We start from the raw sequence: 22,123 nt of genomic DNA on the forward strand, positions 1-22,123 counted from the left end.
TTTATCTAAACCGATCCACTTCCTTACGCAAATCCGCCGCCAGCGCGTTCAGCTCTTGCGCTGTCACCGCCAGGTTCGACACCACTTCACGTTGCTCGCTGTTGGCCAGCGCAATGCTTTGCAGGTTGGCACTGAGTAGCGTCGCAGTGTTGCTTTGCTCCTGAGTCGCCGTGGTAATCGAGGCGAACTGCTCGCCTGCCGAGCGGCTCTGTTCGTCGATCTGGGCCAATGCAGCCGCGACCTTGGCGTTGCGCGAGAGGCCTTCTTGCATCAGCGTGTTGCCCTGCTCCATGGTGCTGATGGCGTTGCCGGTTTCCTGCTGGATACTGGCAATCATGCCGGAAATCTCATCGGTGGCCTGACGGGTGCGCGAGGCGAGATTGCGCACTTCATCCGCAACCACAGCAAAACCACGGCCTTGTTCGCCCGCACGCGCAGCTTCGATGGCGGCATTGAGGGCCAACAGGTTGGTCTGTTCGGCGATGGAGGTGATGACGCTGACGATCCCGCCAATTTCCTGAGATCGCTGACCCAACGTGTCGATGACCGCAGCGGTGCTTCCCAGCGACCCGGCGATTTGCTCCAGCGACGCCGAGGCCTCTTCCATCGATGCACGACCAATGCGCGTCTGTTGGGCATTGCCCTGCGCCAAGCGTTCGGTATTGCCCATGTTGTCGGCGATGGTCAGCGCCGTGGCGCTGAATTCTTCGACGGCCCCGGCCATGCTGGTGATTTCGCCGGATTGCTGCTCCATGCCTTCATACGCGCCGCCGGACAAACCGGACAACGCCTGCGCCCGCCCGCTGACTTCCTGCGCCGCCGTACGAATGTGTGAAACCATGGTTTCCAGTGCTTGGCCCATCTTGTTGAAGCTACCGGCCAACTGGCCAATTTCGTCGTGACTGGCAATATTCAGACGCACGCTCAGGTCACCCGCACCCAGCGCCTCGGCCTGATTGACCAGATCGGACAATGGCTGCAATTTGCTGCGCAGCAGCCAGATGGCCGAACCCACAGCGATCAGCATCGCCAACAGGCTGCCGATCGCTAACTGAGTGCCAACGCTCCAGGTCACCGCACTGATCTCATCTTTTGGCATCACCGCCAGAATCGACCACGGGCCGCCGTTGAACGGCTCGGCCACGGTGTAGAAATCATTGCCGGCGTCTTGCCAGAAACGGCCCACGCCCGGGGTTTTGACGAAGTCAGCCAGTCCCTTTGCTGCCTGATCAAGATCCTTCACCCCGGCAGGCGGCACCAGCCATTTGTTCTGCTCGTCGAGCAAGGCCAGCGAGCCCGTCGAGCCGATACGGAAACTCTTGAGGTTATCGAACTGCGCCTTTTGCGCGTCGGTGTAATCGAAGCCCACGAACAATACGGCGATGACCTTGCCACTGCTGTCGCGCACTGGGGAGTACTGGGTCATGTACAGGCGATCGAACAGCAGCGCGCGGCCCACGTAGCCCTGCCCGGCCAGCAGCTTTTCGTAGGCCGGATGTTTGTGATCCAGCACCGTACCGATGGCGCGGGAGCCGTCTTGCTTGCTCAGCGAGGTGCTGATCCGGATGAAATCGTCACCACTTCGCACGAACACGGTCGCCACGCCTGCGGTCATTTTCTTGAAGTCGTCGACTTCGGCGAAATCGTTGTTCAGTGGGTTGCCATTGAGCAACAAAGCCGGGGTCTGTACGCCCGCGACAGCGATCTGTTGGTCGGCTTGAACCGTCAGGCCACTGAAGCGTTTTTCGAACAGGCCGCTCAAGCGTTGAGTGCTGTCACGCAGGGTGCTGTGGAAGGTATTCAACTGATCAGCCAGCAACCGCGCTTCGCTGCCCATGTGCTCTTCGCGGATAGCCAAGTTCGCCGAATCCAGCGAGCGCAGGGCAAACAGCGTGCTGCCGCTGATGACGACGGCCAGAATGACAGCCAGGGCAATGCCGAGCTGCGAGGCAATACGGGCACGGGGTTGAGGCATGGAGACTCCTTGCCGAACGACCGGATCGTCCTGATCTCAGGCAAACCATTCGGACTGTTTCTAATAGAGGGTATTGATGGGCCGATAGAGAAGGATCGGCTCTGCAATGAGGAATCGGCTGACAGCCTGAATACTTGAGTCCTACGCCGGGTTTTAGGACAGATGGCTTCTGGCCGAAGGCCGAAGGAGCGTGGCTTGCCCGCGATCTTCTGCGAAGCGGCAGTAAAAACTGCTACCTCGTCATTTCAGACATACCGCATTCAACTAGGTTGCCGCCGATTCGCGCCAGATCGCGAACAAGTTGCGCTCCTACGGCCTTCGGCCAGAATCAAGAGCACGTTTGCGCCTTATTCCAAAATGGTCACCTCAGGCAACTCCATCGCCTGCACTTCGCTCTGCAAAAAATCGCTCAATCGGCGCAGTCGCTCACCACCGGGCCGGGTCTTGGGCCAGACCAGATAGTAGTTCTCGCCACTGACCACCGCCGTTCGCCAAGGCAGGCTCAAGCGACCTTGCAGCACATCCTCAGCCACCATCAACAGGTCGCCCATGGACACGCCATACCCCCGCGCCGCCGCGATCATGCCCAGCTCCAGCGTGTCAAACACCTGGCCACCCTTTAGCGACACCTGATCCGACAAGCCCATGCGCTCCAACCAACTGCGCCAGTCACGACGATCGGGGGTGGGGTGCAGCAGTTCAGTACTCGCCAGCCGTTCGGCGTCCCAAGGCGCATCGTCGAGCAAGCTGGGTGAGCCGACCGGAATCAGCAGTTCGGGAAACAGGTAAGTCGCCTCCCAGTCCGGCGGAAAATGGCCACGACTGAGCAACACAGCACAATCGAACGGCTCCTGAGTGAAGTCCACATGGTCGACGTCCATCCACGCGCTGGTCAGTTGCACCTCGTTGCCGACTTGCAAATGGCGAAACCGGCTGAGTCGTGCCAACAGCCAGCGCATGGTCAGGGTCGACGGGGCTTTCATGCGCAGGATGCCCTCTTCGGCCATCAGTGCGCTGCACGCCCGCTCCAGCGCAGAGAACCCTTCGCGCACACCCGGCAACAGCTCTCGCGCCGCTTCGGTCAGTTGCAGGTTGCGACCATTGCGGCGAAACAGCCGACAGGCGAAGTGCTGCTCCAACGTGTGGATGTGCCGACTGACGGCACTTTGAGTGATCGACAGCTCTTCAGCCGCGCGGGTGAACGAGCTGTGTCGCGCAGCGGCTTCAAATGCACGCAGCGCATACAAGGGCGGAAGACTACGAGGCATCTGGCGCTTTCCTCTTTGCCTGATGGCGATGCAAAGCACTCTACTGCAAAACACTCAGGATGAGTTTTACTCATGCCACTGATCGTATTTATCCCTTTGTGCATCGCGGGGCGAATCACGACAATGGGCAGCTCACCAATGCCTCTCCCTCCCGAGCGTCCAACCATGCAACAGCACGCCTTCAAAGAACTGTGGATCATCCTGCGCCTGGCCGGGCCGCTGATCGCTTCCCAGATGGCGCATATGCTGATGGTCTTCACCGACACCGTGATGATGGGCAAGCTCGGCCCTGAATCCCTGGCGGGCGGTGGGTTGGGCGCGGCCAGCTACAACTTCGTGTCCTTCTTTTGCGTCGGCGTGATGGCTGCCGTCGGTACACTGGTGGCCATTCGCAAAGGCGCTAACGATGACGCGGGCGCCACCCGTCTGACTCAGGCAGGGCTGTGGCTGGCGTGGGGCATGGCGCTGATCGCCGCACTTATCCTCTGGAACCTCGCACCGATTCTGGCTCACTTCGGTCAGGACGAAGCCAACGTGCACATGGCCAGTCAGTTTCTAATCACCTTGCCGCTGGCGCTGCCGGGACTGCTGAGCTTTATGGCGCTGCGGGGCTTCACCAGTGCGCTGGGCCGGGCCACCCCTGTCATGGTCATCAGCCTGGTGGGCGTTGTGGCCAACTTCGGACTCAATTACGCCTTCATCCACGGGTTGTTCGGCTTGCCGCATTGGGGGCTGATGGGGATCGGGTTGGTCACGGCGATTGTCACCAACAGCATGGCGCTGGCCCTGTGGCTGCACATTCGCTACCACCACGCGTACGCGGCGTACCCGATTCACAAAGACCTGATGAACCTGTCGCGGACCTGCCTCAAAGAGCTGTGGCGTCTGGGCCTGCCGATTGGCGGCACTTATGCGGTGGAGGTCGGCCTGTTCACCTTCGCCGCGTTTTGCATGGGCGCAATGGGCAGCACGCAAATGGCGGCGCACCAGATCGCCCTGCAATCGGTGTCGATGGCCTTCATGATTCCCGTCGGGATTTCCTACGCCGTGACCATGCGCATCGGCCTGCATTACGGCGCAGGCAATCTGCTGCTGGCGCGCACGGCGGGCCGCATGGGCATCGCGTTCGGCGGCCTGTTGATGCTGACGTTTGGCATCCTGTTCTGGGTCGCGCCCCATGCGGTGATCGGCTTGTTCGTGGATCTGAACGACCCGAAGTATCAGGACGTGGTCGAGTTGGCCGTGAAACTGCTGGCAATTGCCGCGTGGTTCGAAATCCTCGACGGCACGCAGACGATTGCGATGGGGGCAATTCGGGGATTCAAGGACGCCAAAACCACCTTTCTCATTGGCCTGATCAGCTATTGGCTGGTGGGCGCGCCGTTGGCGTGGGGCTTTGGCTTTGTAGGCCACTACGGCGCTGAGGGGGTCTGGTGGGGCCTGGCGTTGGGGCTGCTGTGCTCGGCCGTGGCGCTGACCTGGGCGTTTGAGCGCAAAACCACGAAGCTGCTGCGCAAAGAGGCAACGGGCGTTGTGGTGATGGGCTGATTCTATGTGGTCTGATCAACCGCATTCGTCACCCATCTGGCTCCCACAGATTCAGCGTTAGCCGGAAATATTCACTTATTCACAACCCCCGCATCACCCGCCCATCCCGCTCCCCAAACATCAGGTAATCCAGCAACTCCGGCAACGGCAGCGGATGACTGATCAGATACCCCTGCGCCTGATCGCAATCGAAACTGCGCAACAACGCCAGTTGTGCCGGGGTTTCGACGCCTTCGGCCACCACTTCAAGGCTCAGGTTATGCGCCAGGTTGATCATGGCGTGGACCAGTTTGCGGTTCTCTTCACGCTGCTCCATTTCGCCGACAAAGCTCTTGTCGATCTTGAGCAAGGTGATCGGCAGGCTGTTCAAGTGCACGAATGACGAGAAGCCGGTGCCGAAATCATCCAGCGAGAAGCGCACGCCCAAGCGGCCCAGAGCGTCCATGGTCTGTTTGACCAGGTCGCTGCGGCGCATGACGGCGGTTTCGGTGAGTTCGAATTCCAGCCACTGCGCATCGATGCCGCGATCAGCAATCAAACGGCTCAGCGTGGGCAGCAGTTGGTTGTCCTGAAACTGGCGAAACGACAGGTTGATCGCCATGTGCAGCGGTGGCAGGCCTTTTTCGCGCAGGGTTTGCATGTCACGCAACGCACGAGAAATCACCCAGTAGCCCAGCGGCACGATCAAGCCGCTTTGCTCGGCCAACGGCACGAACTCACTCGGTGGCAACAGGCCCCGCTCGGAGTGGCGCCATCGCACCAAGGCTTCCAGCCCCAGAATCTTGCCGGTATTCAGGCACAGACGTGGCTGGTAATGCAGCTCCAGCTCATCGCGGCGCAACGCACGGCGCAGCTCGCTTTCCAAATCGGCGAGGCTGCGGGCATTGCGGTTGATGCGCTCGTTGAAAACGTGAAAGGTGCAGCCCTGCGTGCTTTTGGCCTGCTGCATGGCAATGTGCGCATGCCACATCAACGGGTCGGCCCCGGCGTCGGCTCGGGCGTGGGCGATGCCCAGACTGCAACCGATCAACAGGCTTTCACCGTCGATCCAGTAGGGCTCGGACAACGCCTCGGTAATGCGCTCGGCCATCCATTCGGCGCGCTCCGGGGCGCGGCGGGTGTCGATCAACAAGGCAAACTCATCGCTGCCCAGGCGCGCTAGCTGATCACACGCCTCAAGCTGACTCTTGAGCCGCGCGACCACCTGCAAAATCAAACGATCCCCGGCCTGATGCCCCAAGGCATCGTTGGCACGGCGGAAGTTGTCCAGGTCCAGATGCCCCAGCGCCAACCCGCGCCCGTCGAACTCGGCCAGTCGTGCCGCGAGCAGGGTCTGAAAGCCCTGTCGGTTGGCGATGCCGGTGAGCGGGTCCTGCTCGGCGAGCCGTTGCAGGGTGTTTTCCAATAAGCCGCGTTCACGCACGTGGCGCAAACAGCGGCGCAGGCTTTGCGGCGTCAGCGAATCACGCACCAGCCAGTCGGCCACACCAATCGGATCGGTATCCGGTTCGCTATCGAGCAGCAGGACCGTTGGCCAGTTGCATTGACCAGCGAGGGGTTGCAGATGGGGCGGAGTAAACAAAATGAACGCATGAGCGGGGTCGGCAGGATCGCCAATAGCGTCCCAGCCCGACGCGCAGTCGAGAAATACGGCGCCGCCCAGTGGCGCCAGGCACTCGCGCAGTAACGCTGGCCATTCCGGCGTGTCCGCCAGAAGCAGCAAACGCAAGGGTTCGACAGGCGTAGACAAGCTAGCTCCCCACACAAACAAAAGTCTTCGGCGCCCACTCAATCGAATGGCGTCAAACGCGGTGATCCATCGCGTGATGCGCAAATGTAACAAAACGGCGAAATATAGATAGCGTGACGCATCACAGTGTCAGACGGTCGCTGCACAATCCCTGGACCCTGTTAAAATGCCCGCCCATTTTTCTGGTTACCCCCTTTTTCCCCATGTCCCGACTCAATCCCCGGCAACAAGAAGCCGTGAACTACGTCGGCGGCCCTCTTTTGGTGCTCGCCGGTGCTGGCTCCGGCAAGACCAGCGTGATCACGCGCAAGATTGCCCACCTGATTCAGAATTGCGGCATACGCGCGCAGTACATCGTCGCCATGACCTTCACCAACAAGGCGGCGCGGGAAATGAAGGAACGAGTCGGCACCCTGCTGCGCAAAGGTGAAGGGCGCGGGCTGACGGTTTCCACGTTTCACAACCTGGGCCTGAACATCATCCGCAAGGAATATGCGCGCCTGGGTTACAAACCGGGTTTTTCGATCTTCGACGAGACCGACGTCAAGGCCTTGATGACCGACATCATGCAGAAGGAATACTCGGGCGACGACGGCGTCGACGAGATCAAGAACATGATCGACTCGTGGAAGAACGACCTGATCCTGCCTGCAGAAGCCCTGGCCAACTCGCGCAATCCCAAGGAGCAGACCGCCGCCATCGTCTACACCCACTACCAGCGCACGCTCAAGGCGTACAACGCGGTGGACTTCAACGACCTGATCCTGCTGCCGGTGAAACTGTTCGAAGAGCACGCCGACATCCTCGAAAAGTGGCAGAACAAGGTGCGCTACCTGCTGGTAGACGAATACCAGGACACCAACGCCAGCCAGTACCTGCTGGTGAAAATGCTCATCGGCACCCGCTGCCAGTTCACCGTGGTCGGCGACGACGACCAGTCGATCTACGCCTGGCGCGGCGCGCGGCCTGAAAACCTGATGCTGCTCAAGGAAGACTACCCGTCGCTGAAAGTGGTGATGCTGGAGCAAAACTACCGCTCGACGAGCCGCATCCTGCGCTGCGCCAACGTGCTGATCTCCAACAACCCTCACGAATTCGAGAAGCAGTTGTGGTCCGAAATGGGCCACGGCGACGAAATTCGGGTGATTCGCTGCAAGAACGAAGACGCCGAAGCCGAGCGCGTGGCGGTCGAGATTCTCAGCCTGCATTTGCGCACCGACCGGCCCTACAGCGATTTCGCGATCCTCTATCGCGGTAACTACCAGGCCAAGCTGATCGAGCTGAAACTTCAGCACCACCAAATCCCGTATCGTCTGTCGGGCGGCAACAGCTTTTTCGGGCGTCAGGAAGTGAAAGACCTGATGGCCTACTTCCGCCTACTGGTGAACCCGGACGACGACAACGCCTTCCTGCGCGTGATCAACGTGCCGCGCCGGGAAATCGGCTCGACCACGCTGGAGAAACTCGGTAACTACGCCACCGAACGCGGCGTCTCGATGTACGCCGCCACCGACGAACTGGGACTGGGCGAACATCTGGACAGCCGTTTCACCGACCGTCTCAAGCGCTTCAAGCACTGGATGGACGGCGTGCGCCAGCAATGCGCGCTCAACGACCCGATTGCCGCCTTGCGCAGCATGGTCATGGACATCGACTACGAGAACTGGATTCGTCAGAACAGCTCCAGCGACAAGGCCGCCGATTACCGCATGGGCAACGTGTGGTTTTTGATCGAAGCGCTGAAGAACACGCTGGAGAAAGACGAAGAAGGCGGCATGACCATCGAGGAGGCCATCGGCAAGCTGGTCCTGCGTGACATGCTCGAACGTCAGCAGGAAGAGGAAGACGGCGCCGAAGGTGTGCAGATGATGACGCTACACGCCTCCAAGGGTCTGGAATTTCCCTACGTGTTCATCATGGGCATGGAGGAGGAAATCCTCCCGCACCGCTCCAGTATCGAAGCCGACACCATCGAGGAAGAGCGTCGACTGGCCTACGTGGGCATCACCCGCGCCCGCCAGACGCTGGCGTTCACCTTCGCCGCCAAGCGCAAGCAATACGGCGAAATCATCGACTGCCTGCCCAGCCGCTTCCTCGATGAACTGCCCCCGGACGACCTGGCGTGGGAAGGCAACGACGACACACCGACCGAAGTGAAGGCCGTACGCGGAAACACCGCGCTGGCGGACATCCGGGCGATGCTCAAACGCTAAGCTCTGACACACAACCTTTATATTTGCGCGTTTTGCGCCCTGAGGAACACCAACGTGGAAGCACTGCACAAGAAAATTCGCGAGGAAGGCATCGTACTTTCCGACCAGGTATTGAAGGTCGACGCGTTTCTCAACCATCAGATCGATCCAGCTCTGATGCAGCAGATCGGTGACGAGTTCGCCACGTTGTTCGCAGACTCGGGCATCACCAAGATCGTCACCATCGAAGCCTCGGGCATAGCGCCTGCTGTGATGACCGGCCTGAAACTGGGTGTTCCGGTGATCTTCGCGCGCAAACACCAGTCGCTAACCCTGACGGAAAACCTGTTCTCGGCGACCGTTTACTCGTTCACCAAACAGACCGAGAGCACCATCGCCATCTCCACGCGCCACCTGACCAGCAGCGACCGCGTGCTGATCATCGACGACTTCCTGGCCAACGGTAAGGCGTCCCAGGCTCTGATCTCGATCATCAAGCAGGCAGGGGCAACCGTGGCCGGTCTGGGCATCGTCATCGAGAAGTCGTTTCAGGGCGGCCGCGCAGAGCTGGACGAGCAAGGCTATCGTGTAGAGTCGTTGGCACGGGTCAAATCGCTGGCCGGTGGTGTGGTTACATTCGTCTGACCCATCGACGCATACCCTGCAGGAGCGTGGAGACATCTTATGATCATCGGCGAAAAACTGAGCATCGAAGCGTTCTTCGACCCAAACACCTGGACCATCAGCTACCTGGTCGTGGACCGCTCGACCCTCAAGGCCGCACTGATCGACAGCGTGCTGGATTACGACCCGAAGTCCGGCCGTACGAAGACCGAATCCGCTGACAAACTGATCGCCCGCGCCCGCGAACTGGGCGTTAGCGTGGAGTGGATTCTGGAAACCCACGTCCATGCCGATCACGTTTCCGCTGCGGCCTACCTCAAGGCGCAGCTCGGCGGCACGGTTGCCATTGGCAGCCATATCACCCGTGTGCAGAAGGTCTTCGGCACCCTGTTCAACGCCAAAGGCGAATTCGCCCGCGATGGCAGCCAGTTCGATCGGCTGCTGGAGGACGACGCGCATTTCCAGATCGGCTCCCTGCAGGCCCGCGCCATGCACACTCCCGGCCACACCCCGGCGTGCATGACCTACCTGATCGAAGTCGGTAACGAAACCGTAGCGTTCGTCGGCGACACGCTGTTCATGCCCGATTACGGCACGGCCCGTTGCGACTTCCCCGGCGCCGACGCGCGAATGCTCTACCGCTCGATTGGCCGGATTCTCAGCCTGCCGCCGCAAACCCGCCTGTTCATGTGCCACGACTACCTGCCCAATGGCCGCGAGCTGATGTACATGACCACCGTCGCCGAGCAACGCGCCAGCAATATCCACATCCGCGAAGGCATCGATGAGGACGCGTTCGTCGAAATGCGCGAGAAGCGTGACGCCACACTGGACATGCCGGTGCTGATCCTGCCCTCGGTGCAGATCAACATGCGCGGCGGGCACATGCCCGAACCCGAGGACAATGGGGTCAGCTATCTAAAGGTGCCAATTAACGCCCTATGACAGAACACGAACTGATCGGAGCCGGCCTCGGTACGATCATTGGCGCCGTACTTGCCCTGACCGGCGCAGGGGGCGGGATTCTTGCGGTGCCGTTGCTTGTCTTTGGCCTTGGCCTGTCAATGGTCGAAGCCGCGCCAGTCGGACTGCTGGCTGTAGGTCTGGCCGCAGCCGTCGGTGCACTGCTTGGTCTACGCCAGGGCATCGTGCGCTATCGCGCTGCGCTGTTCATCGCCGGAATCGGCGTCTGCTTCACCCCACTGGGCCTGTGGTTTGCGCATCAATTGCCCAATACGCCACTCGCTTTGGGGTTCTCGTTGGTGCTGTGCTACGCCTGCGCACGTATCTATCGCAAAGCCGCCCACGAACTGCATCACGGCAAACCGCCAGAACGGGCCGAGTTTTTACCGTGCGTGCTCAATCCACTGGAAGGCCGTCTGCGCTGGACCCTGCCCTGCGCACGTTCACTTGCGATAACCGGGGTGATGTCCGGGTTGCTGTCCGGATTGCTGGGGGTGGGTGGCGGTTTTGTGATCATCCCGGCACTGACCCGCTACACCGATCTGGACATGAAAAGCATCGTCGCGACGTCATTGGCCGTGATTGCGCTGGTGTCCATGAGCAGTGTGGTCAGCGCCAGCGTGAGCGGGGTGATGCACTGGGCCGTGGGCGTGCCGTTCGCGGTAGGTGCGGTGGTGGGATTGATTGCAGGACGACAGGTGGCGCGGTTTCTCGCCGGGCCCAGGTTACAGCAGGTGTTTGCGGTGACCGGGTTTGTGGCGGCTGGGCTGTTGGTCATCAAAACCCTGTCCTGACACCCCGCGCTCTGCTTCTGTGGGAGTGAGCTTGCTCACGAAAGCGGTATTTCAGCCGCTTCAGGTGTGATGATCTGGCCCCATCGTGAGCAAGCTCACTCCAACAGAGGGAACTGCGCTGTCCGAGTACTAACTCGTCGCCTGCAACCCCGCCAGCAATAGCCGCTGATACAGCTCCTCGCGCAACCCCTGCGGATCATCCAGCCCCATGCGCTTGAGGTGTTCAGGAAATGCGCCAGGCTCTGGCGCCTCCAGTGTCGCTTTACCCAACTCAAGAATCTCAGTGAGTTTGAACTTGCTCTTCAGCCAGTTCAGCGCCCGCAACAAATCGCGTTCTTCGGCACTGAAATCGCTGCCCAGAGGGTACTCAACGAACAGCGACGGAAACTGATCGCGAATTTCCTTCAGTCGCTGCGGCGTGTTCTGGCTGAACAACGGGTCGAGACGAAAGCTCTTCGGCAACTTGCCCGCTTTCTGCGCCTGGTCGATCAACCCCTGCTGAAAACGCGAATCGGTGATATTTAGCAGCGCTTCAATCACGCCTGCATCCGTCTTGCCTCGCAAATCGGCAATGCCGTATTCGGTGATGACGATGTCACGCAGATGCCTGGGAATCGTCGTATGCCCGTATTCCCACACGATGTTCGAACTGACCTCCCCGCCCGACTCACGCCAACTGCGCAGAATCAGAATCGAGCGCGCGCCCTCCAGCGCATGGCCTTGAGCAACGAAGTTGTACTGCCCGCCCACCCCACTGACCACTCGGCCGTCTTCAAGCTGATCCGACACCGCAGCGCCGAGCAACGTGACCGTAAATGCACTGTTGATAAACCGCGCGTCCCGCCGTTGTAGGCGTTTCAACGTCTCATCGCCATAAAGTTCGTTGATGTAGCTGATGGCCGTCATGTCGATTTGGGCTTTTTGCTCGGGAGAAAGCTCCCGAAGCCGCTGATAGAAGCTGCGCGGCCCCAGAAAGAACCCGCCATGAATCGAAACGCCATCGCCATGCAGAGACTCGTCCAAGGCTCCGGCATTGGCCAACGTTTGCAGCTCGACGTTGGGGTAAACCTTGCGCCGAATAATCCCCGCATCGAAGAGCACCAACAGGCCGTTGACCAGCATTTCACTGCACCCATACAGGCCGTCCGCGAAAGGCGTGACCCCGCCTTCGCCTTCGATCAACGGTTTCCAGGTGGAAATCCCATGCAGCTCGGCCAGACACGCGCGGTAGCTTTCGTTGTTGGCTTGGCGAGCGAGCAAGGCAGCGGTCAAGGCGTCTCCCATCGACCCGATACCAATTTGCAACGTGCCGCCATCACGCACCAACGTGCTGCCATATAGGCCGATAAAGTGATCTTGAGTGCTCACCGGCATGTTGGGTGTGGAGAACAGCGTGCTGCGCTCCTCGTGCTCGATCAACAGGTCGAATGTCTCGACGCTGACCTCGGCATCGCCCGGCATATAAGGCAGATCGGCATGCACATGGCCCAGCACCAGAACCGGTTCGCCTGCTGCGCGACGCTTTTCCAGCATAGGCAGCAAATCGAGGGTGATATCGGGGTTGCAGCTCAGGCTCAACGTGTCTGGACGATCAGTGTCATGGCCAACCAGCTGCGCTATGAGGTTCACACCACTGGCATTGATGTCCCGGGCTGCATGGCTGTAGTTGCTGCTGACGTAATCCTGCTGCGCCTGGACGCTGCCCAGCAGGCTGCCGGGCTGCATGAAGAACTGCTCGACATGCACGTTGAGAGGCAGGTTGCTTTTATGCAGATCCGTGAGGAAATCCAGTTCGGGATAATCGCCGAAAACACGCTCCAGAAACGGCTCAAGGAAACGCCCCTGCAAACCGTCGCCAGCTTTTGGACGCCCCAGACACAGCGCGGTGTAGATCGTCAGTTGTCGGTCAGGCAGGGATTTGATCCGGTTGTACAGCGCATTGGCAAAGCGATTGGGCTTGCCCAACCCCAACGGCATGCCCATGCGAATGTGGTTAGGTAGCTCGGCCAGTACATGATCGACAGCTTGCTCGATCGAGCAGGAATGCGGCATCCGGCCTCTCCTGGGTTGTTATTCGATGGAGGTTGGACCGGAGAGGATCGGGAATTGCTGCACGACCGTTTGCTGCTGGCTGCAAACCTTGGGAATACCGAGGCAGAAACGGCACCGGGCCGGACTTCAATCTCGCCGCGTGTCGATCGCCACCAGCTTGTCTTCGATGAATTTCAGATGCTGAAAGGCGCCATTGCGCGGGCCGTAGACCCAGAAACTGACCTTCACAGCATTCAGACGCGGGACGCCATTGACCCGTGCGACGGGCTCCTGCTCTTCGCTCTTGTCAGGTGCCCCGCACTTCTCCCGCACCACACTCGCGGTATCACCCAAGCTGATCAACGCCGTCCCGCAGCGCATGGTCGCGCTGGCCACGCCCGTGAACATCAACAACGAAAGCCCCGACAACAGCAGTATTTTTTTGAACATGGAGCCTCGGTTCTGGTGATGTGCCCAGGCGCGTTACAGCCCCGACATCTTCTTGATCGCGCCGATCAACTCATCATCCGAACAATCGGCGCAGGTGCCTTTCGGGGGCATGGAGTTGATGCCGGTCTTGGCCTTGGCCAGCAGGCCTTCAAGGCCGCCCTGCTCCTTGGCCCGCTTGCCCCAGTCGGCGCTGTCGCCGATCTTCGGCGAACCCAGCAAGCCGGTGCCATGGCAGGCGTTGCAGTGTTTGCCGATCACGTCATCAGGGGATTTGGCGCCGCCCGCACCACCCGCCGTCGCGGCCACGTCCATACCGGGACATTCCTTACCCTGAATGCAAACTTGTCCGACGGGTTCGAGCCGTTTGGCCAGGTCGTCCTGGGTCGTGGCTTGCGCCGCCAATATCCACCAGGCAAGCAGTGCAACAACAGCCAGGATCTTATTAGTTATGTTCACGCTTTCACCCTCATGGTGGCTATCACGCCGCTGCGCTCACGGTCAGTCGCAGGTTGCGAAAGTATAGCGGGTGCCCCGTCGGGCGTCGGGCCACTGAGTGATGCGAAGTTGTTGGGGGCAATTCGCCCCACCCGCTGGACGCAGGTGGGGCGGCGATCAGAAGTTCGCTGGCGTAGCGGCACTGATCAGTCGTGCAGGCGCATCGAACGGATTGCGGAAGCGATGGGGCCGCGTGCTTTCGAAGTAGTAGCTGTCGCCGGCTTCGAGCACATAGGTGTCGATCCCGACCACCAGTTCCAGTCGGCCTTCGACCAGAATCCCGGTCTCTTCGCCTTCGTGAACCAGCATTTCCTCGCCCGTGTCTGCACCCGGCGGGTAGACCTCGGTCAGAAAGGCAATCGCACGACCCGGATGGGATTTGCCGACCAGCTTCATGGTGACAGCCCCGTCCGAAATATCGATCAGCTCGCTGGCCTTGTAGACCACCTGAGTCGGGTTTTCTGGCTCCAGTTCTTCGGAAAAGAACTCGACCATGGACATCGGAATGCCGCCCAGCACCTTGCGCAGCGAGCTGATCGAAGGGCTGACGCTGTTTTTCTCGATCATCGAAATGGTGCTGTTGGTCACACCCGCTCTTTTGGCGAGTTCACGTTGCGACAGACCTTTTAATTTGCGAATGGATTGCAGTCGTTCACCGACGTCCAATGCGGGGGTCCTCCTGGTAGTCAAGCACGGTCACGTGGTCGCCATGATGGCAACAGCGTTCAGTATTTACAACACTTGAGCAGACAAGGAAATCCGCGAGGAGACTGGCGGCCAGCGCGGGCCGCCGAGGGTTTTGCACAGACGGGCTGTCAGGCCCCGGAGTAGAGCCTTGGGACGCGCTTGAGGTTGCAGAAGATTTGATACGGAATAGTGCCCGCACTGGCGGCGACCTCACTGGCCAGCACGTTATTGCCCCAAAGCTCGACGCGACTCCCGACACCCGCCGTTGGCACGTTGGTCAGGTCGACGCACAGCATGTCCATCGATACGCGGCCCAACAACTGGCTGCGCTGGCCGTCGATCATGACGGGCGTGCCCGTTGGCGCCTGACGCGGATAACCGTCGGCGTAGCCCATGGCTACGACGCCGATGCGCATGGTGCGATCCGTGACGAACGCGCCGCCATAGCCCACCGGCTCACCGGCAGGCAATTCGCGCACGCAGATGACTTTGGATTCCAGGGTCATAACCGGTTGCAGGCGATCGGCCACCGACTGCGGCTGATCGAAAGGGGTTGCGCCATACAGCATGATGCCAGGGCGCACCCAGTCGCTCGGCACGTTCGGCCAGCCCATCACGCCCGGAGAGTTGCGCAGGCTGACTTCTGCCGCCAGCCCTTCGCGGGCGGCCTGAAATATCGCCACTTGTTCGTCGGTTCGTACGCTGCCCAGTTCGTCAGCGCGGGCGAAGTGAGTCATCAGCACGACTTTTGCGACTTTGCCGGTCGCCAGCAAACGCTGGTAAGCGGCCTGATAATCTGCCGGATGAACCCCGACGCGATGCATGCCCGAGTCCATCTTCAGCCAGATGTTCAGCGGCTTGCCGACGCTGGTTCGCTCGATCGCTTCCAGTTGCCACAGCGAGTGCACCACGCACCAGAAATCGTGCTCGACGATCAGCGCCAGTTCATCGGCCTCGAAAAACCCTTCCAACAGCAGAATCGGCGCACGAATCCCGGCCTGACGCAGCTCCAGCGCCTCTTCGATGCACGCAACGGCAAAGCCGTCTGCTTCGGCTTCCAGCGCCTGTGCCACGCGGACCGCGCCGTGACCATAGGCATCGGCCTTGATCACGGCAAGAGCCTTGGCGCCAGTGGTTTCACGGGCCAGTTGGTAGTTGTGGCGCAACGCCTGAAGATCAATGAGGGCGCGGGCTGGACGCATGGTGGGGCTTCTTATCAGAAAGTTTTGAACTGGGGGATGTAAGCAATTACGGCAGTGCAGCGATCACCGACATCTCGATCAGCACGTTCGGCGCGGCCATCTTCGCCTCAACGGTTGCACGCGCAGGTGCGACGCCTTTGGCCAGCCATGTGTCCCAGATGCCGTTCATGGTGGCGAAGTGCGAGCCGATATCGTTCAGGTAAATCGTCACCGACAGCAGACGGCTTTTGTCGGTCCCGGCCAGATCCAGCAAACGCTCGATGTTGCCGAGCACCTCACGGGTCTGCTGTTCGATACCCGCTGTCAGGTCGTTACCCACTTGCCCGGCAAGGTAAACGGTGCCGTTGTGAACGACGATCTGACTCATGCGCTCATTGGTGAGCTGGCGCTGTACTGACATGCTTGGCGATCTCCTTGGAACTTCCATAACGGGAAATATCGAGGCCTTCGGCGCTGATCTGTGGTTTTTTGCGGGCAATCAGGTCTGCCAGCAAACGGCCGGAGCCGCAGGCCATAGTCCAGCCCAATGTTCCGTGGCCGGTATTGAGGAACAGGTTGCGATAAGGCGTGGCACCGACGATTGGCGTGCCATCGGGCGTAGTCGGGCGCAGGCCGGTCCAGAAACTGGCCTCGCTCAAATTGCCGCCCTGAGGATAGAGATCGTTGACGATCATCTCCAGCGTTTCGCGCCGACGCGGATTAAGCGACAGGTCAAAACCGGCGATTTCCGCCATGCCGCCCACGCGAATGCGGTTGTCGAAGCGGGTGATTGCGACCTTGTAGGTCTCGTCGAGAATGGTCGAGGTCGGTGCCATGTCCGGATTGGTGATCGGCACGGTCAGGGAGTAGCCCTTGAGCGGATAAACCGGGGCCTTGATGCCCAGCGGCTTGAGCAATTGCGGTGAGTAGCTGCCGAGCGCCAGCACATATCGATCCGCCGTTTCCAATTTGCCGCTGATGCGAACGCCATTGATGCGATCGCCCGCGAAATCAATCGACTCGATGGACTGGCCGAAACGGAATTCAACGCCTAACTTCACACACATCTCGGCCAGGCGGGTGGTGAACAGTTGGCAATCACCGGTCTGATCGTTCGGCAGACGCAGTGCGCCGCTGAGGATGTTGCTGACGCTGGCCAGTGCCGGTTCGACGCGGGCGATGCCTTCGCGGTCGAGCACTTCGTACGGCACACCGGCTTGTTCAAGCACGGCGATGTCCTTGGCGGCGTTATCCAATTGCTCCTGAGTGCGGAACAGTTGCGTGGTGCCCAGGCTGCGGCCTTCATAGGCGATACCGGTCTCGGCGCGCAGTTCGTCGAGGCAGTCGCGGCTGTATTCGGACAGGCGCACCATGCGCTCTTTGTTCACGGCGTAGCGACTTTGCGTGCAGTTGCGCAGCATTTGCGCCATCCACAGGTACTGATCGATGTCGCCGGTGGCCTTGATCGCCAGCGGCGCGTGACGTTGCAGTAGCCATTTGATGGCCTTGAGCGGCACACCGGGCGCGGCCCACGGCGATGCGTAGCCCGGTGAGACCTGGCCTGCGTTGGCGAAGCTGGTTTCCAAAGCGGCAGCAGGCTGACGGTCGACGACGGTCACCTCGAAACCCGCGCGGGCCAGGTAGTAAGCACTGGTGACACCGATTACGCCACTTCCAAGGACCAGGACGCGCATGTTGATTACCTCATCGCGGATATCCGCTGACGTTTTGAAGTTTTAAGCAAGGATGTGCGCAGTATAAGCAGCGCCAAGCAGTGCTTTTCACTATATAAACGCCTATATTCGGCGGTAATTCTCGACAACCATCGGTTTAGCAGAGGGGCTTCGCCAATGCGTACCCAACACCAGTCAAAACGTGAACTGGACAAGATCGATCGCAACATCCTGCGCATCCTGCAAAACGACGGCCGGATCTCGTTCACGGAACTGGGAGAACGCGTCGGCCTGTCTACCACGCCGTGTACGGAGCGGGTCCGTCGTCTTGAGCGCGAAGGCATCATCATGGGCTACAACGCCCGTCTCAATCCGCAAAACCTGAAGGCTAGCCTGCTGGTGTTCGTAGAGATCAGCCTGGATTACAAATCAGGCGACACTTTCGAGGAATTCCGCCGAGCGGTCCTCAAACTGCCCCATGTGCTGGAGTGCCATCTGGTGTCGGGGGACTTCGACTATTTGGTGAAGGCGCGGATTTCCGAAATGGCCTCCTACCGCAAGCTGCTGGGCGACATCCTGCTCAAACTGCCCCATGTACGGGAGTCCAAGAGCTACATCGTGATGGAAGAGGTGAAAGAGAGTTTGAATCTGCCGATTCCAGAGTGAACGTACCGATCACCTGCGAGCATTGTGGGAGCCAGCTTGCTTACGAAAGCGGTGAATCAGGCGCAATCAATGTGCTTGACCTGACGCATTCGCCAGCAAGCCGGCTCCCACAATGAGCAAGGCGATTTCAAGAGCGGCGTCAGACCAACACCTGCCGCGTCGACGCCATGAAGTCATGCACCTGTTTCTCCACCCGAGGATGAATCAGCACCTCGGGGCGTCGGCCATTGGGGCATGGCAGCGTAGGCGTTGTGCCAAACAGACGGCAGATCAACGGACGCTCGTCGTAGACCGTGCAGCCGTTCGGCCCCAAATGCACGCAATTCAGCTCGTTCAGCGCCGCTTCCTGCTCGGCAGCGGTCTTGCGCGGCAGACGGGACATTTCCTCGGTGGACGTGGTCACCGGGCCACAGCAATCGTGACAGCCGGGCACGCATTCGAATGACGGAATCTGCCGCCGTAGATCGCGGATTTTCTGGCTGTTGCAGCTCATGGCAGCATTTTTCCCTGTGAAAGACGTCATTGTGCATGAAGCGCGTCTTCATGAAATCCCTCATGGCAGCACGGGTTGCCCCTGCCATCCCACCTCGCTACCCTCCGTACATTTTCAAGCCCGCCGTCCGAGACTGACCGAATGAACACCGCCCCCCACGCCGCCTCTTATTACGCGGCCAGTAGCCACGCCCAGCCCGATTACCCAACCCTGACGGGCGAGGTGAAGGTGGATGTCTGCGTGGTAGGTGGTGGATTTTCGGGGCTGAACACCGCCATCGAATTGGCAGAACGCGGTTTGAGCGTCGCTCTGTTGGAAGCACACAAGATCGGCTGGGGCGCGAGCGGGCGTAATGGCGGGCAGTTGATTCGCGGCGTGGGCCATCATGTCGAGCGCTTTCGCAACGAGATCGGCGATGAAGGCGTGCGCCAGCTAAAGCTCATGGGGCTGGAAGCGGTCGAGATCGTGCGTCAGCGTGTCGAGAAATATCAGATCGACTGCGACCTCACGTGGGGCTACTGCGACCTGGCCAACAAACCCAAGGAGTTCGAAGGCTTCGCCGAGGACGCCGAAGAACTGCGCAGTTTGGGCTACACGCACGACTTGCAACTGATTGCCGCCGACAACATCCGCAGCGTGATCGACTCCGGCAACTACGCAGGCGGCCTGCTGGATATGGGTTCCGGGCACCTGCACCCGCTGAACCTGGCGCTGGGCGAAGCCCTTATTGCGCAGTCTCTCGGCGTGTACGTGTTCGAACATTCCGCCGTGACCCGCCTGGAATACGGTCCACAGGTCAAAGTGCATACAGCGCAGGGCCTGGTGCGCGCCGATACGCTGGTGCTCGGCTGCAATGCGTATTTGAATGGCCTCGATCCGACATTGAGCGGCAAGGTCCTGCCTGCTGGCAGTTACATCATCGCCACCGAGCCGTTGAGCGAAGAACTGGCGCAACAACTCCTGCCGCGCAATACCGCGATGTGCGATCAACGCGTCGCTGTGGATTATTTCCGACTGTCGGCGGATCGTCGCTTGTTGTTCGGCGGCGCCTGCCACTATTCAGGGCGCGATCCGCAAGACATCGGTGCGTACATGCAACCGAAGATGCTCAAGGTGTTTCCACAGCTCAAAGACGTGAGGATCGATTATCAATGGGGCGGCATGATTGGCATCGGTGCCAACCGATTGCCACAGATCGGGCGCCTCAAGGAACAGCCCAATGTGTTTTATGCGCAGGCCTATTCAGGCCACGGGGTGAACGCCACGCACCTTGCAGGCAAGTTGCTCGGTGAGGCCATCAGCGGCCAACACAGCGAGGGGTTCGAGCTGTTCGCCAGGGTCCCGCACATCACCTTCCCCGGCGGTAAGCATTTGCGCTCGCCGTTGTTGGCGTTGGGGATGTTGTGGCATCGGCTCAAAGAGCTGACGTGAGGGCAACGCTCCTACAAGGAATCGAGCGCACCATGCCCCCCATCACTCCCTCCAAAACGGCTTCAACCCTTCACGCCGGGCCTGTTCATAGCTCAGGCCGATGTCACGCAATTGATCATCCGTCAGCCCCAACAGCGCGCGCCGGGTGGTGCGGCGGTGTTGAAACAAGCCCCACACACTCAATCCTTTCGGTGTGTTGAGACGCACTTTGGCGTCCTGCTTTTCCACCAGCTCCTGTGCATACAGCGTTAACCGGACATCACTGATTCCACTCATTTGCAGACACCTCATCATGGGTTTCAAGTGATTCCATGATGCGTCTGTATGGAAAAACATTACAGATCCAAAAAACTCATATTTTTTTAATACAGATTCCGCACACAAGCGCCTGAATGCTGTATTTTTGCCCCATCTGTATCGGTAGACCGACAGACCACTGTGCGGGAGTACGCCATGACCCTCTACGTCAACCTTGCCGAGCTGCTCGGCACACGCATCGAAAACGGCTTCTATCGTCCCGGCGACCGGCTGCCATCCGTCAGGGCTTTGAGCGTTGAGCATGGCGTCAGTTTGAGCACGGTTCAGCAGGCCTATCGTTTGCTCGAAGACAACGGTCTGGCGTCACCGCGACCGAAGTCCGGTTACTTCGTCCCCTCAAGTCGCAAGGCACCTGCCCTGCCCGCTGTCGGACGCCCGGCGCAACGGCCGGTGGACATTTCGCAGTGGGACCACGTTCTGGAACTGGCCAAAGCGGCACCCAGCCCGGACGTCGTGCAACTGGCGCGCGGCATGCCGGACATCACTAGCCCGACCCTGCGCCCGCTGACCCAAGCCTTGGGCAAGATCAGCCGCCGCCAGGACATGCCAGGCCTGTATTACGACAACATTCACGGCACCCAAACCCTGCGCGAGCAGGTCGCGCGCCTGCTGCTGGATTCGGGCACCAGCGTCGCGCCTGACGATCTGGTCATCACCACCGGCGCGCAGGAAGCGCTGGCCGTGAGCATCCGCTCGATCTGCCAACCAGGCGACATCGTTGCCGTCGACTCCCCCAGCTTTCATGGCGCAATGCAGGCCCTCAAAGGGCTGGGTATGAAGGCACTGGAGATCCCGACCGACCCACTGACCGGCATCAGCCTCGATGCGCTGGAACTGGCGCTGGAGCAGTGGCCAATCAAGGCCATACAGTTGACCCCCAGTTGCAACAACCCATTGGGCTATAACATGCCCGAAGACCGCAAACGTGCGCTGCTGACCCTCGCACAGCGGTTCGACGTGGCGATTATCGAAGACGATGTGTATGGCGATCTGTCTTACACCTATCCTCGCCCCCGCACGATCAAGTCCTACGACGAAGACGGACGCGTCCTCTTGTGCAGTTCATTCTCGAAAACGCTCGCTCCTGGCCTGAGGGTGGGCTGGATCGCACCGGGTCGCTATCTGGACCGCGTGCTGCACATGAAATACATCAGCACTGGTTCGACCGCGACCCAACCCCAACTGGCGATCGCTGAATTTCTTCAAGCTGGGCATTACGAGCCGCACTTGCGCCGCATGCGCGCGCAATACCAACGCAGCCGCGATCTGATGACCGATTGGGTCATGCGCTATTTCCCGGACGGCACCCGGGTCAGCCGCCCACAAGGGGGCTTCATGCTGTGGGTCGAATTCAACGAGGATTTCGATTCGCTGCGCCTGAACCGGGCGCTGGAAGGGCAAGGTGTACAAATCGCCATTGGCAGCATTTTCTCAGCGTCCGGCAAGTACAGAAATTGCCTGCGTATGAACTTCGCTGCCAAGCCGACACCGCAAATTGAAGCGGCTGTGCGTAAAGTGGGTGAAACGGCAGCGCGGCTTATGGCTGAATCCTGACCGAACAGGCTTAACCTTTTGCCGAACGTA

20 protein-coding genes are annotated in these 22,123 nt (G+C 60.0%); 8 read left to right on the forward strand and 12 right to left on the reverse strand.

Annotation, left to right across the window (positions count from 1 at the left end):
• Nucleotide 1: 1 nt before the first annotated feature.
• Together ACI2KB_RS14110 and ACI2KB_RS14115 are read right to left on the reverse strand one after the other, a co-directional pair.
• Nucleotides 2-1,975: a methyl-accepting chemotaxis protein gene (locus ACI2KB_RS14110; RefSeq protein WP_404635442.1), complete on the reverse strand. Its 1,974-nt coding sequence runs from the start codon at nt 1,973-1,975 to the stop codon at nt 2-4.
• A gap of 347 nt (nt 1,976-2,322) precedes the next feature.
• Complete coding sequence (locus ACI2KB_RS14115; protein WP_404635444.1) at nt 2,323-3,243, reverse strand: LysR substrate-binding domain-containing protein; 921 nt, start codon at nt 3,241-3,243, stop codon at nt 2,323-2,325.
• 165 nt (nt 3,244-3,408) lie between these two features.
• Here ACI2KB_RS14115 and ACI2KB_RS14120 point away from each other — a divergent pair, with 165 nt between their 5' ends.
• On the forward strand, nt 3,409-4,791 hold the full coding sequence (locus ACI2KB_RS14120) for a NorM family multidrug efflux MATE transporter (RefSeq protein WP_404635446.1): 1,383 nt from the start codon (nt 3,409-3,411) through the stop codon (nt 4,789-4,791).
• Nucleotides 4,792-4,870: 79 nt separating this feature from the next.
• On the opposite strand, the gene ACI2KB_RS14125 is transcribed toward ACI2KB_RS14120, so the two are convergent.
• The gene (locus ACI2KB_RS14125; protein ID WP_404635448.1) at nt 4,871-6,541 is read right to left on the reverse strand and encodes a putative bifunctional diguanylate cyclase/phosphodiesterase; all 1,671 of its coding nucleotides are present in this window, start codon (nt 6,539-6,541) and stop codon (nt 4,871-4,873) included.
• 203 nt (nt 6,542-6,744) lie between these two features.
• Here ACI2KB_RS14125 and rep point away from each other — a divergent pair, with 203 nt between their 5' ends.
• From rep to ACI2KB_RS14145, 4 genes are read left to right on the forward strand one after another with little or no spacing between them, the layout of a single operon-like run.
• Entirely contained in the window at nt 6,745-8,754 is a 2,010-nt protein-coding gene (gene rep, locus ACI2KB_RS14130) for a DNA helicase Rep (RefSeq protein ID WP_404635450.1), read from the forward strand.
• Nucleotides 8,755-8,808: 54 nt separating this feature from the next.
• Complete coding sequence (locus ACI2KB_RS14135) at nt 8,809-9,378, forward strand: xanthine phosphoribosyltransferase (RefSeq protein WP_404635452.1); 570 nt, start codon at nt 8,809-8,811, stop codon at nt 9,376-9,378.
• Between the two features lie 39 nt (nt 9,379-9,417).
• Entirely contained in the window at nt 9,418-10,302 is an 885-nt protein-coding gene (locus ACI2KB_RS14140; RefSeq protein WP_404635454.1) for an MBL fold metallo-hydrolase, read from the forward strand.
• A complete protein-coding gene (locus tag ACI2KB_RS14145; RefSeq protein ID WP_404635456.1) occupies nt 10,299-11,114 on the forward strand; it encodes a sulfite exporter TauE/SafE family protein in 816 nt (271 codons plus the stop codon). The genes ACI2KB_RS14140 and ACI2KB_RS14145 overlap by 4 nt, the downstream gene beginning before the upstream one ends.
• Nucleotides 11,115-11,243: 129 nt before the next feature.
• Here the strand turns inward: ACI2KB_RS14145 and ACI2KB_RS14150 are convergent, their stop codons facing one another.
• The 7 genes from ACI2KB_RS14150 to dadA all read right to left on the reverse strand — a co-directional run bounded on the left by ACI2KB_RS14150 (nt 11,244) and on the right by dadA (nt 17,652).
• Entirely contained in the window at nt 11,244-13,166 is a 1,923-nt protein-coding gene (locus ACI2KB_RS14150) for an acetyl-CoA hydrolase/transferase C-terminal domain-containing protein (protein ID WP_404635458.1), read from the reverse strand.
• A 126-nt stretch (nt 13,167-13,292) separates the two neighbouring features.
• A complete protein-coding gene (locus ACI2KB_RS14155; protein WP_404635460.1) occupies nt 13,293-13,595 on the reverse strand; it encodes a DUF2845 domain-containing protein in 303 nt (100 codons plus the stop codon).
• 33 nt (nt 13,596-13,628) lie between these two features.
• Nucleotides 13,629-14,051 carry a c-type cytochrome gene (locus tag ACI2KB_RS14160; RefSeq protein ID WP_404635462.1) on the reverse strand — a complete coding sequence of 141 codons (423 nt, stop codon included), beginning with the start codon at nt 14,049-14,051 and terminating at the stop codon, nt 13,629-13,631.
• A 156-nt stretch (nt 14,052-14,207) separates the two neighbouring features.
• Nucleotides 14,208-14,756 carry a cupin domain-containing protein gene (locus ACI2KB_RS14165; protein ID WP_108236183.1) on the reverse strand — a complete coding sequence of 183 codons (549 nt, stop codon included), beginning with the start codon at nt 14,754-14,756 and terminating at the stop codon, nt 14,208-14,210.
• A gap of 149 nt (nt 14,757-14,905) precedes the next feature.
• Entirely contained in the window at nt 14,906-15,979 is a 1,074-nt protein-coding gene (gene alr, locus ACI2KB_RS14170; protein WP_404635464.1) for an alanine racemase, read from the reverse strand.
• Between the two features lie 46 nt (nt 15,980-16,025).
• A complete protein-coding gene (locus ACI2KB_RS14175) occupies nt 16,026-16,379 on the reverse strand; it encodes a RidA family protein (RefSeq protein WP_404635466.1) in 354 nt (117 codons plus the stop codon).
• A complete protein-coding gene (dadA, locus tag ACI2KB_RS14180; RefSeq protein WP_404635468.1) occupies nt 16,351-17,652 on the reverse strand; it encodes a D-amino acid dehydrogenase in 1,302 nt (433 codons plus the stop codon). The genes ACI2KB_RS14175 and dadA overlap by 29 nt, the downstream gene beginning before the upstream one ends.
• Nucleotides 17,653-17,808: 156 nt before the next feature.
• On the opposite strand from dadA, the gene dadR reads away from it, so the two are divergent.
• Nucleotides 17,809-18,297, forward strand: a complete 489-nt coding sequence (gene dadR, locus ACI2KB_RS14185) for a transcriptional regulator DadR (RefSeq protein ID WP_081564731.1) — start codon at nt 17,809-17,811, stop codon at nt 18,295-18,297.
• Between the two features lie 139 nt (nt 18,298-18,436).
• On the opposite strand, the gene ACI2KB_RS14190 is transcribed toward dadR, so the two are convergent.
• Nucleotides 18,437-18,790: a YkgJ family cysteine cluster protein gene (locus ACI2KB_RS14190; protein ID WP_404635470.1), complete on the reverse strand. Its 354-nt coding sequence runs from the start codon at nt 18,788-18,790 to the stop codon at nt 18,437-18,439.
• A 141-nt stretch (nt 18,791-18,931) separates the two neighbouring features.
• Here ACI2KB_RS14190 and ACI2KB_RS14195 point away from each other — a divergent pair, with 141 nt between their 5' ends.
• The gene (locus ACI2KB_RS14195; protein WP_404635472.1) at nt 18,932-20,221 is read left to right on the forward strand and encodes an NAD(P)/FAD-dependent oxidoreductase; all 1,290 of its coding nucleotides are present in this window, start codon (nt 18,932-18,934) and stop codon (nt 20,219-20,221) included.
• Nucleotides 20,222-20,263: 42 nt separating this feature from the next.
• Here ACI2KB_RS14195 and ACI2KB_RS14200 read toward each other — a convergent pair whose 3' ends face one another.
• Nucleotides 20,264-20,497 carry a DUF1127 domain-containing protein gene (locus tag ACI2KB_RS14200; protein ID WP_404635474.1) on the reverse strand — a complete coding sequence of 78 codons (234 nt, stop codon included), beginning with the start codon at nt 20,495-20,497 and terminating at the stop codon, nt 20,264-20,266.
• 177 nt (nt 20,498-20,674) lie between these two features.
• Between ACI2KB_RS14200 and ACI2KB_RS14205 the strand changes: the two genes are divergently transcribed.
• Nucleotides 20,675-22,093, forward strand: a complete 1,419-nt coding sequence (locus tag ACI2KB_RS14205) for a PLP-dependent aminotransferase family protein (protein ID WP_404635476.1) — start codon at nt 20,675-20,677, stop codon at nt 22,091-22,093.
• The last annotated feature ends 30 nt before the right edge of the window (nt 22,094-22,123 follow it).

The organism is Pseudomonas sp. NPDC088444 (genome assembly GCF_044900175.1).
GTDB lineage: Bacteria > Pseudomonadota > Gammaproteobacteria > Pseudomonadales > Pseudomonadaceae > Aquipseudomonas.